This window comes from Cyclonatronum sp. (assembly GCF_022565315.1).
Lineage (GTDB): Bacteria > Bacteroidota > Rhodothermia > Balneolales > Cyclonatronaceae > Cyclonatronum.
This window is the reverse complement of sequence record NZ_JAIUMX010000002.1, coordinates 67,255-83,185: the sequence shown is the minus strand read 5'-3', so window position 1 is coordinate 83,185 and position 15,931 is coordinate 67,255. Positions and strand designations below refer to the sequence as shown.

Here is a 15,931-nt window from a genome sequence, read left to right as displayed (position 1 = left end):
TCCTCACCCGAACCCTTGTGATGGGTTTGTTTCCTCTAATACCACAACAGGCAGATGAAATCTTACAAACACATCGCTGATCGTATCCGGCTTCTGATCGCCACCCGGCAATTTCAGGTCGGGGAAGTGCTGCCTTCAACACGCGTGCTGGGCAAGCAGCTCGAAGCCAGCTTCCACACGGTGCGCAAGGCCTATCAGCTGCTGGCCGAGGAAGGCCTGCTGGAAAGCAATCAGCGGGGCTATGTGGTTTCGAGTCCGCGTACACTGCTCGATAAATCCGAGCGCCTGGAAAAAGGCGCCGAGAAATTCCGTCAGCTGCTCGAAGAGCTGATCGGCTACGGGCTTGATGAAGAAGAAATCGAAACCCTGTTTCAGGAACAGCTCAATTTTGTGGACTGGCCCGAGCGTATTCAGGCCTGTGCAACGGCGGGGCCGACTGTTGAACTGGCGCAGATGCTTGCCGGCTGCATTAAACAGGTGGTTGGGGTGAAATCAGCACCCATAACCGCCGGCGACATTTCGGGGCGGGTAAACTTCGACGCCATTTTGGTGCCACTGCGCTATTACCACGGCTTTGCAAGTGAGAGCGACGATGCCCGCATCATCCCCATCGTGTTCGGACTTTCCTATGATCTGATGCTTTCCGTAGCCGAGCGGGCTGGCCTGCAGTCGGTCGTATTGCTTGCTATGGAAGCTGAAAGCCTGCCCTTTTTGGAAGAAGAGCTGAGTCAGATACTCAGGGCCGAAGTAAAGCCCGACGCTTATAAGCTTGAGAAGCGCAGCCTGCCCGGGGCGGCCTACAAAGCCGATCTTGTATTCTACACGCCCGGCTGTGCCCGCGTGGCTGAAGCCGCCCTGCCGGAGCGCAAACGAAGGCTGCTCAGCTACGAACTGAATCCCCGAAGCGCTGCCTTTATTCGCGGCGAACTGTGGGAAGAAGGCTGACTGGGGGAGATTGAGGGAATTTCAGGGAATGAACCGGGTCTTAAATTACTGCACTACAAACACTTGTTCAAAACCCGGAAGATTTACGAGCTCGTTGTTCAGCTTAACAACGTTAGGGTCAAGATGCAGTACGTAGCGACCTTTGGAGAGCGGCTTGTTTTTGTAAGTATCGCTTGCTGAATCATACACGAGGGTTCCGGCTTTTAGTTCGTACTGCTGAACCAGCGTTTCGCCTGCACCGATTTCGTAAAATCCCGGTACGTCAGGTCCGTAAAGCAGTGTTCCCTGTACCCTTACAATGCTGTTACCTTACATACACGCTGCTGAAAACAGGCGTCGAAGTCATCATAGCAATCGGGCTGCCGCTCAGGTTTCTGACGGATAAAGTGGCCGTGAAAACATCGCCGGGTGCGGGCCGGTTCTCATCCGGCTCCAGCTCCAGTTGAAGAAGGAGCTTTGAGTTGAAGTCAATGTAAGGATCAGCATCAGAGCCGGTATCCCGCAGCTTTGCCCAAGAAGCAGTAGCACTGCTATAAGGCAGGGAAAGATAAATTTGCCGGTAGAATGAACCTGAATCATGCTGATGTTGGGTTTGTGATGATCTTTAAGTGATTGTATCATAATTATTTCTCTGCTTTTTTGCCGAACAAAATGACTTGGGATGGGTTCACAGGAAAGCGAACAGGCTCTGCCTTTAAACACACGCTTTGTAAATTTTTGTTTTTTCATTCAAACCTGCTGATACAAATCAATAGTTTAAGCGTCAGTTTAGTTTTACTCTCCACATAATCCTTCTGCCATGAATGCCTTCCCGACTCTGACCCGCATCATCTTTCTCAAGCTGCTTTTTTGGGTATGCCTCGCTTTTATTTTGAAAGCTGAAGCGGCAGTGGCCGAGCCTCCTGAGGAAATACGGATCAGCATGGAGCTTGCGCAGGGTTTCGGCGATTTCACCCCGTTTTCCGGCATATTGCGGCAGCTGGATGATGCAAACCCCTGGAAAAAATCGTACCCGGTGCCCGAAGGCCTGCCGGAGCACCTCAGCGGGAAAGAGGTGCAGCTGCTTTATGTAACACACGACTTTGTGCAGCATGCCTGGCAGTCGTACATCACCGGCACCCTCGATTCGGCTTTTGTGCACAACGCCCTCAACTCGTGGGGTGTGAACCCGGAGCAGCTCACGGATCAGCCGCTCGGGCTGTACACCGTGCTGCTCAGCTGGGTGGATGAAGCCGGCGACGCCTTTGTGATGTACAGCGACGAGGCACCTTACACTTTCGAAGATGCGGAAATGTTTAAGGTACCGGCCTTTTCGATGCAGGATACGGAATCTCAGCCGCTTGCCCTGCCCGTCAACTTTGAGGTGTATCGTGAGGGAGCCGTTCACCGGCTTCAGCGGAACCTCCGGCTGAATATCCCGGCCGGATTTAACATGCCCGGCATTGAAGGTCCGGTACTGTTTTACGGCTACTATGAGCATTTTAAGGGAGAACTTACCATAGCCGGTGAAAGCTTTGAAGCAGGCCTGCACAACCATTTTATGAGCGCACTGTTCGGAGAAGAAAGCGACATGCTTCAGGTGAGGTCAGCCGGCGGGGAGTGGTCAGAGCCTGCTAAGCCGGGTCAGTTCCTGAAGCTTGGGGAGCACGCGTATCAGTTTGTTTCGGCGGCTTTTGACGGCAGCGAAGTGGTGCTGCGGTACGTACCCGATTATGATGAACAGCGCGGCACGCAGGCCGGGATGCGTGCGCTGGCGTTTGAGCAGGAAGACCTCAGCGGCGAGCTCATTTCCCTCGATGAGGAGCTGGGCAAGTGGGTTTTTCTGGATTTTTGGGGGACCTGGTGCGGACCCTGTATAGCCGAAATGCCCTACCTGAAGGAAGCCTGGCGCTTGTTTTTGGGCGATGAGTTTCAGTTTATCGGCATCGCCAACGACACGCGCGAAACCCTGGAGCGGTTCGTGGAGGAATGGGAACTGGGCTGGCCGCAGCTCATCAGTCATGGTTCGGAAACCAATGCCCTCAACGAGCTTTACGGCATCAGGGCCTGGCCCACAACCATGCTGCTGAACGATGAAGGCATCATCACAGAAACCTCAGTTCGGGGTTTTCAGCTGGAGCGGCGTCTTTCGGCAGAGATCGGCTTCGATGAAATCCGCGCGCAGCGTCTGCTGGAAGGAGATGTAGTGGTCGGAATTCCGGAAGCTGTGATCGCAGATTTTGTGGCATCTGCCGGTGCTGAGGCGGAAGAGCTTCGCGTTGAGGTGCAGGGGGAAGGGCTCCCGTTCCGAAGCCGCATCCCGCTGTACCTGCATGAGGGCAACTGGGTGCGCGGGCTTTCGGCTGATCACGACCGCATGTCTGGCTCCGGACAAACAGCCCTGGAACTGCGGATTTTTGTGAATGGTGAACCCGCTGAGCTGCCGCTGCCCGGGCAGTTTACCAATGAGGAAGGGGAGGTGCGTTACCGCTTTGAGCTGCGTTGAAAGTCAGTATTAGTATTCATTTCAAAAAAATAGCCATCTGGTACAAATTGTTGTGAAGAAACATTGAACCAAAAAAACGGGCCTTGCTCAGCATTGTGAGGGATTAACTTTTAACACGTGCATTCTTACAGATTGGATTGGTTAAGAATTTCTCGTATTTCATCGTCCGATATGGTGTCTTTATCCCCTTTACTGTAGATAGAAACAAGCAACACCGTGGTTTGATCCACCTGCACATATGTAATTATTCGGGCACCCCCGCTCTTACCTTTTCCCTTGGAGGAAATACCGACGCGGATTTTGTATATATCCTTGCCTAAAGGAGTCCCTAAAGTTGGATTAGTTGAAAGAGCTTCAAACAAAACTGTAAGATCAGCTTTTAAGGAGCGGTATTTTTTTGATAGCCTCTTTAGCTCACGCCTGAAGTGAGGCAATGCAATAATTTCAAATTTCATCCAAAAGCTGCTGTGCTGGAATTCCCTTTAGTTCTCCTTTTTGGTAAGCCTTTAATTCCTTCATTGCCTGTGAAAGGTTGGCTGTTATTTCTTCTTTCGTGTCGCCTGAACCGTCCTCAATTTCTACAAAATCGAGACTTCCTACGAGTTCTAAAAAAAAGGCGAATCTGTTTTCATCAACCTTGAGTGTGATCTGTTTCATAATGATGCTCAGCTTTAATGGATATGATTGTCAATTTAACGTAAAGCTGGAAAGGGAGCAAAGATGCAGTTTAACTAACCGATCAATTAATCCGGTGTTAACTATCAAAAAGGGTTCGCTGTAGCGAGTGATTAAACAAAACGTTTTCCCGGTTTTATCCCCCCATCCCGCCTGATTCCCCTCAGACCACATCCCCCAAATGTGCGTTAAAATGCGTATTTTGCACAGTTACAATCTACGCCCCAAAAATCTCATCAGGCAACCCTCCCATGAAACTATTCCTGAAAATATTCGGCGCAGTGATAGCACTGATTGCCGTTTTTTTAATTGCGCTGAGCTTCTACCTCACCGATGAGCGCCTTAAAGAGCTCATCCTTCCCACCATAAATGAAATGACCGGCCGCGAAGTGCAGGTCGAGCGGATGTCGTACACGCTGTTCCGCACCTTTCCCAGTTTCGGACTCGTGATTCAGGGCTTTGACCTGCCCGATACGGAATCGCCCGCCATGCTCGGCAGCGACAGTGCCGAACACGCCTCCATCGCCAGGGTTCAGGAGCTGGTGCTGGTCGTTGACCTCTTCCCGCTGCTCTCCGGAAACCTGAGCGTTTCCCGCCTCGATATCAACGATCCGCTGCTGCGCTATATCGTTTTTGAGGATGGTACCACCAACCTCGACAGCCTGCTGGCTCAGTTTGAGACCGCAGAAGACCAGCCGCAGGCCGAAGCCTCAACGGCCCAAATCGACCTCGAAGCCATGCGCATCCGTGGCGCAGAGATCGTTTTTCAGGATTTCAACGAGCAGACCGATGTGCGCCTGAGCGGCCTCGAAGCCGAAATTGCCATCAGCCTGGGCGAGTTTATCACCACTGATGTCGATGCCCGTGTTGCCGGGCTGAGCGTCGTTTTCGGAGGCGACCGCCTGCTCACCAATCTGCCCTTCAGCCTGAGTCAGCGCTCGGTGCTCGACCTTGCCGGCGAGCGCGTCACCATCGAGTCAGGCCGCCTCAACATCCGCGGGCTCGACCTCGACCTCGAAGGCGTCATTGCCGATTACACTTCAGAGGCCATGCTGCTCGAGCTCGCCTTCAGCTCTTCCTCAGATGACTTCGGTGCCCTGCTCGAACTTGTGCCCGATGCCTTCAAAGAAGACCTTCAGGGCGTCGAAACCCGCGGCTCGCTCGTGCTCAGCGGTCAGGTTAACGGCCGGCTCGGTGAGGACCTCATCCCCGATTTCGAAATTGTGATCGGCGTTGATGACGGCTTCATCCGTTACCCCGGCGTTGCTTCGGCCATCGAGGAGATCAACATCCGCATCGAAGCCCGCAACGAGCGCGTCGTGATCGAGCGCTTTTCGGCTATTGCGGATATCAATTCGCTTTCGGCCAGCGGCTTCATCAACAATCCGCTGGAAGACAGCGCCGACTTTGATCTCGCCTTCGATCTTGACCTCGACCTTGCAACCATCCGGAATTTTTATCCGGTTGATGAGTTCGAGCTCGAAGGGAAAATGACCCTCAACGGCACTGCAAGCGGACTCCTCGCGGATGCCGAAAATGCCCGCTTCAACGCTGCCCTGCGCCTCGAAAACGGCCTTGTGCGCTACATGGAGCTGGATGAGCCGGTGCGTGACATCAACGTCGTGCTCACCGCTACGCAGCAGCTCGTCACCATTGAATCCTTCGCGGCGCGGGCTGCCGAAAATACCCTCAGCGCCAGCGGCACCATCCGCGAGCCCCTCAACGAAGACCGCACCCGCTTCGATTTCAATGCCAGCATTTTCGCTGACCTCGGCAGCATCCCCCGTTTTTACCCGATAGATGAAGACACCCTGCGGCTTCGGGGCATTTTCCGCTTCGACGGCACCGCTTCAGGGCTGCTTGCCGATATCGAAAATGCGTCCGTTAACGGAAACCTGAGCCTGCGCGAGGGTTCCGTTCATTATCACCTGCTGCCGAAGCCGCTCGACACCATCGGCTTCGAAGCGAGCATCACCCGTGAGCGCATCCGCATTGCCAGCAGTACCGTGCGCACGGGTACCAATAACTTTACGGCCAACGGCGATATCAACGATTACCTCACCGATGCGCCGCGCGTGAATCTCACCGTAGCCGGGGAGTTTAACCTGGGCGAGCTGCCCGAGTTTGCGGACCTTCAGCCGTATATCAGCGAGATTGCCGGCCGTGCGAATGTGGACCTGCGCGTTACCGGTCCGCCAATGACGCCCGAAGACCTCCGCTTCAACGGTCTGTTCCGCCTCACCGATTTCAGCGTAGCCGGCGATTCCCTGCCGCAGCCGGTCAGCATCTCGAACGCCAACATGGTTTTCAGTCAGGAACACGTAGAGCTGCGCCGTTTTGAAATGATGATGGGCTCCTCCGATTTCAACTTCACCGGCGAGCTGCGTAACTACATGCGCCTCATCGACGACAGCACCCCTGAGCTGGCAACGCTCAACGCGACCTTCAGATCCAACCTGCTTCATGTGGATGAGATTTACGAGTGGGAGCCGCTTCCTCCCGATGCGGAACCCGAGCCTTTCCCCATACACCTGCCGCGCCTTGTGATGAACATGGATGTGGAGATCGGTGAGCTCATTTTTCTCGGCGTTCCCATCCGCAGTATTGCGGGCCGGGTGAACAGCACCGATACGGAAATCCGCATTTTGGATGCCGTGGCGCAGGTTTTCGGCGGCAGCGCCAACGGAAACCTGATCTGGGAAGTGCCTGATCCGGAAAACACCAAAATCACCTTTAACGGCGCCCTGCTGGGGCTTACCGCCGAAGACTTCTTCCGTGAAGTGAAGCCAGCCGGTATGGAAGACCTTCACGAATACTTCTCCGGAACCTTCAGCACGACCATCGAATATTTCACGGAGATGGATGTGTTCCTCGATCCCGTAATCCCGAGCATGCGCTCAAACGGTAGTTTTTCGATGGAGCGCACGCGGATGCGCAATCATCCCACGCAGATTCAGGTGGCTGACCTGCTCCGTTCGCCGGAGCTTCGCGACCTTCGCCTCGATGACCTCAACTCGAGCTTCACCATCGAAAACAGTGTGATGACCCTGCGTGACCTCAACCTCACCTCGGCCGATATAGGTGTTGAGCTCAACGGCACGCAGCATCTCGAAACCGGAGCGCTTCGCTACAGTACGGTTGTGGTGCTGCCCGGCCGCTTCGGTCAGGTACTTGAGCCGGTTATTACCCGCGACGGCGTGCGCGCCCTCACCCGCGAAGACGGCAACATTCCGGTTCCGCTGCTGATTCGCGGCACTACCGAATCGCCGCAGGTGCGGCCCGATACCGAGGAAATTACCCGCTCCGTTGCCGATTTTCTGCGCGATGCCGCCGGCGATGCCGTTCGCAACACCCTTCGCAATCTGTTTGGAAATTAATCTTGCAGAGGTTTCCGGAGATGTGTAACCTCAGAGCAAAAAAATAAATGAGCGGAACAAAGAAAGTCCGGAAGCTTCTCAAAGAGGCGATTGAGGCGATAAAAGACGAAATCAGCGCGGTGCAGCAGCATCCCCGGCGGGATGTGCTCACCGCGCCTGAGTTTATGGAAGATGAGGAAGACTACACCTACCGCTTCGACAGCAGCAATCCTTCTTTCGAGCATGTGGATGAACTCTCCCTCATTTCTGCCGATCCGCCCATAAGCGGGGAGGTTGTCCGCATAGAGGAGAAGCACATTATTGTCCGCTTCGACAAGCGCCCGGAGGAGCCCTTCATTCAGGGTGAAGTGGAATGGGTGAACGACTTCGTGCTGCAGCGGACGCTCGAGCAGCTCGAATATTTGTCGGACTCCGGCGATTCGGCACAGCTTGAGCGCCTCACCGAAATTTTTGGGGATATTCCCGAAGCAGGGGATAAGACCGCGCAGATTCTGCACGACGGCTACCGGAATCAGGCGCAGCAGGAGGCCATCCAAAAAGCCATGAGCAACCGCGTAACCTACGTTTGGGGTCCGCCGGGTACCGGCAAGACCGCTACCCTGGGGTTTGTGGTGGCCAACTACATTAAAGCGGGCAAGAAAGTGCTGTTTGCCTCCAACACCAACCGCGCCGTTGATGTGGGCCTGCTCAGCGTAATGCAGGCACTTCAGCAGCTTCAGCTGCAGGTAGAGCCCGACCGCATTACCCGTTTCGGAGAGGCCGCACTCGAAAACGACCTGCTCGCACAGCTTAGCTTCGATGAGCAGCTCGACGCCCGGCGCCGTGAAATAATCGGCAAAACGCTCGATTCCAGCCAGCAAATCAGGCTCAAAATGCTCGAAGAGATGCGGACCAAGCTCGAAAAGAGCGGCCGGAAAATGCCCGCCAAACTGCAGAACGAGTACGAAATGCTCACCCTGCATCTCGATGAAACCGATAACGAAGACGCAAGCGAAGCCGTAGCGACCGAGCTCGAGCAGCTGCGCTACCGCGAGCTTGTCCGCAAGAAGCTCGTTGCCACAACCCTGGCGCGGGTCTGCACCTCCGACATCCTGCCTTCCCTGAATTTCGACGCCGTTGTGATTGATGAGGCTTCGATGGCGAGCATCCCCTACATTTTGGTGCTGGCCTCGCGCAGCAAGGAGCACATCGTTTTCGCCGGCGACCCCATGCAGCTGCCGCCCATCGCTACAACGAACAACCACACGCACCGCGATTTTCTTGAGAAGGATGTGTACACCATGGCTTCAGAGGCCGACAGCATGGAACAGCTGTTTGTGTGGAAGGATGAAAACCCCGGCATCACCTGCTTTTTTGATACGCAGTACCGGCTTGAGGACGATCTCGCGGAGGTCATCAGCGAGGTGTTCTACGACGGCCGCCTGAAATCGGGCAAAGCCGACGCCATCCTGCATGCCCCCTCACAGCAGCTGAGCCTGCGGGATGCGCAGGCCTCCAAGAGCGACGTAAGCGTGCATCTGGTTAATACCATGCGCTACGGACCGTGGATTGACACGCCGAAATCGGAGTACGGCTTCCGGCCCGTGAATGAAGTGCACCGCAATCTGGTGATGGAGCTGGTGAAGCGGCTCGTGATTAATGAGCAGCTGCACCCTTCGCAAATCGGTATCATTGTGCCGTTCCGGAGCGTGGTGTGGGATTACCGCCGCGAGCTCTACAGTACGAATTTCAGCGGGGTGGAAGTGGGCACCATTCACACCTTTCAGGGGCGGGAGAAAGAAGCGATTTTATTTGATCTGGTGATGAGCGGTGCCGGGGAAACGCAGCCGCGCCGGCATTTTTCCGTGCGGCCGTTTGATGAAACCAAGAACGGACTCAGCGTGCCGCGCCTGCTCAACGTGGCCTTTTCAAGGGCTAAAAAACACATGGTGGTGCTTGCCGATATGGATCACATCCACCGCGTGTATAAAGGGAAGTTTTTGGGGAATTTGCTATTGAAGCTCCGGCAGAATAAAATATCCGGCAATAAAAAAGCTTAGAGCCGCGCTTTTTTGCGCGCTTCGGTATCTTTGCCAAGCCAATCATCCAGTGCGGAATGGTCTGGAACCGCAGGCCGGTCGCGGTAGCGGTCCACAATGCAGATGAAGGCAAGGGGCTCGCCGGCATCGGCATGGAACTGATGGAGGGTTTCCGGGCTGATGTACACCACATCGAAGGTGCTTAGGGCATGAACCTCATCACCCAAAATCATAGAGCCGCTGCCTTCGATAATCATGACCGAGTGCGGATGCCGGTGGTATTCGAGGGATGAATAGCCGCCCGCTTCAACCCGAAACACGCGCGTCTGCATGTTAAGCTCGTGTTCATTTTCGCCTTCGCCCAGCAGGGAAAACCGGGTGATGTCCTTAAAATTGGTTCCGCTCGTTTTGTAAGTTTTGGACGCAACGCCTTGCCAGCCGTCTTCAGTTCTGCGGATAATCTTGGAATTTTTCTTCATTTTGAATTCAATAATTGGCAATAAAGAGTCAGGATGCCGGTCCCTCATGTAAAAGTTCGGTGAGCTCCCGGCTTGCGTATTCGATGCCGCGCGGGTGCTGATACAGGCTGCCGCCGATAAGGAAGCAGGTGTCGGGGCCGTAGCCGGCGAGCAGGGCAGGGAGGGTGTCGCGCTGAACACCGCCGCCGGGGGTTGGGATGGCGGCCGCGATGCTGCCAAGCGGCCGCCGGCAGTTTTCGTTGATGGCACGGCAGGCCGCCTCGGAAAAGGAAAAGCGTCCGCCGGCATTGGGATAGATTACAAAATCAGCGCCAAGTTTACGCCATAGCGTGCCATAAAGAAATTCAGGTGTGAAGCCCTGTTGCCCGTTCAGCACATAAGCCCCGGAGAAAGCCGGGTGTGCCATCACCGGTAAGGGGATGCCGCTCTTCGCGATTTCGGTCATGGTGGAAGGGCCGCACAAATGCGGCATAAGCAGCACGCCGCCCGCTCCGGCTTCGTAAGCCTGCTCGTAGCGGCGCAGGGTCTCGGAGCCGTCGGCTGTGATGTTCGGGAAGTAAGCCGCAAGATGGCCGGTTTTGTCCGCAGCCCGTTTTACGGCATCGGTACAGGCCGCAAGGCGGTCTGCGAAGGGTGAGGTCGCCTGATTGGCGAGTCCGTGATCATCCTTGATGATATCTATGCCACCGAGTGCGAAGCTGTAGCAGAAATGGGCCAGCTCCCGGGTTTCCAGACCGATGGGTTTGAGGGCAGTACAGCTGAGTGCCCGACGGCTGCTGATACCCAGTTGTTTCCTTACGCCAGTGAGCCCTGCTTTGGGGCCGGGCAGAATATGTGCGGGTATATCGTCCCATTTGCAGCCCACCACCAGCGCGCCGGGGTAAAGCGACATGTTGCCGAACAGCACATTCAGAAACTGTGAGACCTCATCTCCCACAGAATCAACCGCATAGCTGATGGAGGCACGCCAGGTGCCGTCCTGTGGGTCGTTTTCAAGTTTGGTGAGCTGCCCGACAATATGCCCGCGGATTTCATCGCTGAGCACATCATCAGGAAGTTCCACGCTTTGTTCGTAGGCTATGCGTCTGCAAAAAAGAGCCGCCTCAGATTCTGAGACGGCCCGAATCAAATAGTGAACCGTAAACCGGTTTTCGGAAATGATCATGGATAGGGGAAAAATTCGTCGTTATAGTGCGACCAGTGTTTCAGAGCGGTCGGGCCCTGTGGAGACTATTTTTACAGGAACACCAATTTCAGCTTCAATAAAATCAATCAGCGCCTTAGCCTGAGCCGGCAGGGTGTCGCGGCTGCTGCAGTCGGCTACGGATTGCTTCCATCCTTCAAAGCTTTTGTACACCGGTTTTACCTTGCTCAGCAAAACGGCGTTTTTGGGAAATATTGTGGTTTCTTCGTCGCCGATTTTGTAGGAAGTACAGACTTTGACCACATCCATTGTGTTGAGCACATCGAGCTTGGTTACGGCCAGTTCGTTGATGCCGTTGATGCGGGTTGCGTATTTGAGGGCTACGAGATCGAGCCAGCCGCAGCGGCGCGGCCGGCCGGTAGTGGCACCGAATTCGCGGCCGATGTGCCTGATTTTTTCACCTTCGGCATCGTGCAGCTCGGTCGGGAAAGGGCCGTTGCCTACGCGGGTGCAGTACGCCTTGGTGATGCCCATCACCTTGCTGATGGCAGTAGGGGGCAGGCCGGTGCCGGTACAGGCGCCGCCGGAAGTGGGTGAAGAAGAGGTTACAAAGGGATAAGTGCCGTGATCGATGTCAAGCAGGGCGCCCTGTGCGCCTTCAAGCAGGATTTCTTCGCCCCGCTCGTAAGCCATGTGCAGCTCGTGAGAGGTATCGCAGATGTAGGGGCGAAGCTCTTCACCCCATGAGGTGAGCTCTTCGAGCAGCGGCCCTGTGCTCAGCTCCGGAAGCTGATACAGGTACTTGAGCTGAATGTTGATTTCTTCGAGCAGGAAGCCCAGCTTGAACTTGAGCGACTCAGGGTCGAGCAGATCCATCATTCTCAGGCCGGTGCGTGCTGTTTTGTGCACGTAAGCAGGCCCGATACCGCGCCCGGTTGTACCGATGGCCGCATCACCCTTCGATTTTTCACGGGCGATATCCATCTGCTTGTGGTAGGGCAGGATAACGTGCGCCGATGCGCTGATTTTGAGCTGCTTCTCAGGCACAGCACCTTTTTCACGCACCATACGGATTTCTTCGAGCAGTTTGGCAGGGTCAATAACTACCCCGTTGCCAATAACGCAGCAGGTGCCTGAGTGAAATATCCCGGACGGGATAAGATGAAGCACAGAGGTTTTTCCGTCAAACTTAATGGTGTGGCCGGCATTGGCCCCGCCCTGATACCTTACTACCCAATTGGTTGATTCCCCAAGCAGGTCTACAATTTTTCCTTTTCCTTCGTCGCCCCATTGAGCGCCAATAATTACACGAACAGCCATTATATGAATTAAACTAAATGAAGTGTACAGTAAACAACTGCGGAGCTTAAACCCACAAAAAAAGGTGTACCGAGGCACACCTTAATAAAATCAAGGAGTAAAAAACGACCCCGTAAAGGGCAGCAGCATAAAAATCATTGTATTTCAGTTTACCATAAAAAAGACCGGACCAGCGTGGTCCGGTCTTTTTTGAAAGTTAAATACAGCTCAAACCTGTCTACTCAGCGTAGGATTCAACCGCCAGGTCAACTGATTTAAAATGCTTGAAAACCGTGATCAGTTTTGTAACAATCAGCAGGCTTTCGATTTTATTAGTTGCGTTGGCTATACGAAGATCTCCGCCTGCGTTGCGCATAGTGGTAAGACCACCGATGAGCATCCCAAGACCTGAAGAGTTCATAAAAGCTACTTTTTTTAGGTCAACGACCACATTTTTATGACCCTTATCGATCAGCTCGTGCAGGGTTTCATTGAGCTTGGTGGCATCTGGGCCACCCATAACATTGCCTTTAAACTCTATTACGCTGCAGTTGTAGCGCTCGGAAAGATTAAAACTCATGGTTTACCTCTAAAAGTGTATGTTGGATGATGTTAGGAGTTAGCCTTTTTTAGCTGAAGATCGACAACAAGGCCGCTTGCGATAAAGATCGAACTATATGTACCAAGAATTACCCCTAAAATCAAGGCGAAAGATAATCCTTTAAGCACCTCTCCTCCAAAGAAAAACAAAATACTTACAGCAATCAAGGTCGTAACAGAAGTTACGAATGTTCGGCTCAGCGTATTGTTTACACTTCTGTTCACCATATTATCGTACGCCTCTGTTTTAAAGATGAGGGAATTCTCCCGGATACGGTCAAATACAACTACCGTATCGTTAAGCGAATACCCAACAATGGTGAGGAAAGCAGCAATGATGGCCTGGTTGATGTCGAGGCTGAACGGCACTACGTCGTAAAGCAGGGTGAATAAACCAAGCGTGATGATAACGTCGTGCGCGAGTGCAGCAACTGCCCCGGCTGAGTAGTACCATTTTTTGAACCGGATGAGGATATAAATAAAGATAATAGCCAGCGCAAACAATACAGACTGAAGCGCGGCATTTCTCAGATCTTCTGCAAAACGGGGTCCTACAAGGTCCGTTTTGATGATTTCAGCGGTGTTACCCGGAAAGCTTACTGCCAAAGATTCCACAATGATGCGCTGAATTTCATTGCTGCTCAGGTCAACATCGGTACGAATGTTAATGTCCGCGCCGAATGTTCTTACCTCAGGTGCGCTGCCGAGCGGATCGGTGAGTATGTTGCGGATTTCTTCAACAGCGGGAGAGCTGCCTTCAAAAGCTACAACAATTTCAGTACCGCCGCGAAAGTCGATACCGAACTGCAGGCCTTTCACCAGGATGGCACCTATGGAAAGGATTACCAAAACCGACGAGATAATGTATCCGATCTTACGGTTATGGATAAGTTCAAATTTTGGGTCTTCAAATACTCTCATAATGTGTATGAATTTCTGATTGCTTGATTAATGAATGAGGAGTGCCGGGCTTAACCGAAACTCATGGCATTACCTTTGCCGCGAGCCAGCCAGTCTACAACTACGCGGGTGATCACAATGGCACTGAACAGGGAGGCTACAATACCCGCCATAAGGGTTACGGCGAAGCCTTTGATCGGCCCCATCCCGAAGCTGAACAGAATTACAGCGGTCAGGAATGTTGTGATGTTGGCATCGAGAATCGCGCTCATGGCGTTTGCATAACCGCTCTCAATGGAAGCAATCAGAGATTTTCCGGCACGCTGCTCTTCACGGATACGGTCGAAGATCAGTACGTTGGCATCTACCGCCATACCGATGGTAAGTACGATACCAGCGATACCGGGCAGGGTTAGCGTAGCCTGAAAGGCTGAGAGAATACCGAGGATGAATACGATGTTCAGAATCAGGGCGATGTTCGCAATACCGCCGGCAGTACGGTAGTACATGATCATGAAAATGGCAACCAACATAAGGCCGAACAGTGCTGAATTGAAGCCTGCACGGATGGAAGCTTCACCCAGCGTAGCACCAACGGTGCGTTCTTCGATGATCTCCAGTGGAGCAGGAAGCGCACCGGAAAGCAGAATGTTAACCAAATCTTCCGCTTCGGCAAGGCCGCCGAGACCGCTGATGGATGAACGGCCGTCAGCAATCTGTGTGCGTACGGTCGGATAGCTGTACACCATGCCGTCAAGGATGATGGCTACCGGCCGGCCGATATTGGCTGCGGTAATCATGCTCCAGGTACGCGCACCCTCACGGTTCATGCTCATGGAAACTTCCGGAGCGTTGGTTGTAGGGTCGAATGCGGGGCGCGCATCGGTGATTACATCACCGGTAAGCTCAACCTGTGAGCGAACACCAAGCAGCGGCAGCATCGGAGTGCCGGTACCGATATTCTCGGAGCGGGCTCCCCACATCAGCTGAATGTTAGCCGGTATTACGCGCTGAACGGCCTCACGGGCAAGCAGTGCGTTGATTGCGGCTGTATCCTGAGCGGTAGCATAGCCGAATCGTACATCAGGCCCGCCGATATCAAGCAGCAGGTTGCCCAGCGGGTTACGGGTGATGGTTTGGCTCTCGCCGTCTTCATCCTCAATAACTTCTGTTTCAGTGAGTATCTGAACCACACGTTCGAAGGTGCTGCGAAGTTCGTTGGGGTTGGCCATGGTACGGAACTCAAGCCTGGCTGTACCACGGAGCAGGTTTCGTACACGGTCCTGATCATCATCAACACCCGGAAGCTCTACAACAACCCGGTTGGCACCTGAACGAACGATAGAGGGCTCAGTAACACCAAATCGGTCAATCCGGTTGCGGATAATCTCAACAGCGCGGTCAACGGCGCGGTTGCGCTGTGCTTCGAGGTAAGTGCGGACTTCGTCGTTGGTAGAAGCGCGGGTGAGCTCGTCGGTGTTCATGTGGAAGTAACGGCTGAGGCGGGCTCCAGGGTCACGACGCTCAAACTCATTTATGAACTCAGCAACAATATCGATGTTGGTTTCCTGCGAACGCTGGGTTGCAGCCTGCAGAACTTCATCGAACAAGTCGTCACGCTGCTCACGGGCAAGCTCCCCTATCAGCTGACCGGTAGCCAGCTCGAGGGTTACATACATCCCACCCTGAAGGTCAAGACCAAAGCTGAGGGCGTTTGTACGGAGGTTGGTAAGCCGTTCTGCATTTGCAAAGCGGTATTCAACCTGCTCTTCCGGTGAAAGGGAGTTGATATGGCGCTCTTCCAGCCAGTGGCGAACACTGAACTGAAGATAGTACCCTGTTAGAACAAGGAAGCCAAGAATAAATAAAATCTTGGTAGAGCTTGTTTGTTTCATGGATATAGGAAGGTTATTGGTGGTTTAGTTGAAAACCCGGCCGGTTGTTCACAGTGGGTCTGAATCCGCTGAAAACCGGCAGGCGCGGAGAACCCGCTTTTTTGGTTTGGTGTA

General features: G+C 53.8%; 14 protein-coding genes. 4 read left to right on the top strand and 10 right to left on the bottom strand.

Going from position 1 to position 15,931, the window contains the following annotated elements; genetic code table 11:
- The first annotated feature begins 54 nt into the window (after positions 1-54).
- On the top strand, positions 55-945 hold the full coding sequence (locus LAT75_RS00940) for a GntR family transcriptional regulator (RefSeq protein ID WP_291480736.1): 891 nt from the start codon (positions 55-57) through the stop codon (positions 943-945).
- Between the two features lie 45 nt (positions 946-990).
- Here LAT75_RS00940 and LAT75_RS00935 read toward each other — a convergent pair whose 3' ends face one another.
- Both LAT75_RS00935 and LAT75_RS00930 read right to left on the bottom strand, forming a co-directional pair.
- The gene (locus LAT75_RS00935; RefSeq protein WP_291480735.1) at positions 991-1,134 is read right to left on the bottom strand and encodes a hypothetical protein; all 144 of its coding nucleotides are present in this window, start codon (positions 1,132-1,134) and stop codon (positions 991-993) included.
- 177 nt (positions 1,135-1,311) lie between these two features.
- Positions 1,312-1,674 carry a hypothetical protein gene (locus tag LAT75_RS00930; RefSeq protein ID WP_291480734.1) on the bottom strand — a complete coding sequence of 121 codons (363 nt, stop codon included), beginning with the start codon at positions 1,672-1,674 and terminating at the stop codon, positions 1,312-1,314.
- A 70-nt stretch (positions 1,675-1,744) separates the two neighbouring features.
- Here LAT75_RS00930 and LAT75_RS00925 point away from each other — a divergent pair, with 70 nt between their 5' ends.
- On the top strand, positions 1,745-3,430 hold the full coding sequence (locus LAT75_RS00925; RefSeq protein WP_291480733.1) for a TlpA disulfide reductase family protein: 1,686 nt from the start codon (positions 1,745-1,747) through the stop codon (positions 3,428-3,430).
- 125 nt (positions 3,431-3,555) lie between these two features.
- Here the strand turns inward: LAT75_RS00925 and LAT75_RS00920 are convergent, their stop codons facing one another.
- Positions 3,556-3,885, bottom strand: coding sequence for a type II toxin-antitoxin system RelE/ParE family toxin (locus tag LAT75_RS00920; protein WP_291480732.1), 330 nt, complete (start codon positions 3,883-3,885; stop codon positions 3,556-3,558).
- Positions 3,875-4,087 carry a hypothetical protein gene (locus tag LAT75_RS00915; RefSeq protein ID WP_291480731.1) on the bottom strand — a complete coding sequence of 71 codons (213 nt, stop codon included), beginning with the start codon at positions 4,085-4,087 and terminating at the stop codon, positions 3,875-3,877. The genes LAT75_RS00920 and LAT75_RS00915 overlap by 11 nt, the downstream gene beginning before the upstream one ends.
- A gap of 269 nt (positions 4,088-4,356) precedes the next feature.
- Here LAT75_RS00915 and LAT75_RS00910 point away from each other — a divergent pair, with 269 nt between their 5' ends.
- Both LAT75_RS00910 and LAT75_RS00905 read left to right on the top strand, forming a co-directional pair.
- Entirely contained in the window at positions 4,357-7,482 is a 3,126-nt protein-coding gene (locus LAT75_RS00910) for an AsmA-like C-terminal region-containing protein (protein ID WP_291480730.1), read from the top strand.
- A gap of 47 nt (positions 7,483-7,529) precedes the next feature.
- The gene (locus tag LAT75_RS00905) at positions 7,530-9,521 is read left to right on the top strand and encodes an AAA domain-containing protein (protein ID WP_291480729.1); all 1,992 of its coding nucleotides are present in this window, start codon (positions 7,530-7,532) and stop codon (positions 9,519-9,521) included.
- Here LAT75_RS00905 and LAT75_RS00900 read toward each other — a convergent pair.
- The 6 genes from LAT75_RS00900 to secD all read right to left on the bottom strand — a co-directional run bounded on the left by LAT75_RS00900 (position 9,518) and on the right by secD (position 15,817).
- Positions 9,518-9,979, bottom strand: a complete 462-nt coding sequence (locus LAT75_RS00900) for a cupin domain-containing protein (protein WP_291480728.1) — start codon at positions 9,977-9,979, stop codon at positions 9,518-9,520. The two genes, LAT75_RS00905 and LAT75_RS00900, sit on opposite strands and share 4 nt — an antisense overlap.
- A gap of 28 nt (positions 9,980-10,007) precedes the next feature.
- Entirely contained in the window at positions 10,008-11,144 is a 1,137-nt protein-coding gene (locus LAT75_RS00895; protein WP_291480727.1) for a RuBisCO large subunit C-terminal-like domain-containing protein, read from the bottom strand.
- 21 nt (positions 11,145-11,165) lie between these two features.
- On the bottom strand, positions 11,166-12,443 hold the full coding sequence (locus LAT75_RS00890; RefSeq protein WP_291480726.1) for an adenylosuccinate synthase: 1,278 nt from the start codon (positions 12,441-12,443) through the stop codon (positions 11,166-11,168).
- Between the two features lie 217 nt (positions 12,444-12,660).
- Positions 12,661-13,002 carry an STAS domain-containing protein gene (locus tag LAT75_RS00885; protein WP_291480725.1) on the bottom strand — a complete coding sequence of 114 codons (342 nt, stop codon included), beginning with the start codon at positions 13,000-13,002 and terminating at the stop codon, positions 12,661-12,663.
- A gap of 32 nt (positions 13,003-13,034) precedes the next feature.
- Positions 13,035-13,943: a protein translocase subunit SecF gene (secF, locus tag LAT75_RS00880; RefSeq protein ID WP_291480724.1), complete on the bottom strand. Its 909-nt coding sequence runs from the start codon at positions 13,941-13,943 to the stop codon at positions 13,035-13,037.
- Between the two features lie 50 nt (positions 13,944-13,993).
- The gene (gene secD, locus LAT75_RS00875) at positions 13,994-15,817 is read right to left on the bottom strand and encodes a protein translocase subunit SecD (protein ID WP_291480723.1); all 1,824 of its coding nucleotides are present in this window, start codon (positions 15,815-15,817) and stop codon (positions 13,994-13,996) included.
- Positions 15,818-15,931 lie beyond the last annotated feature (114 nt).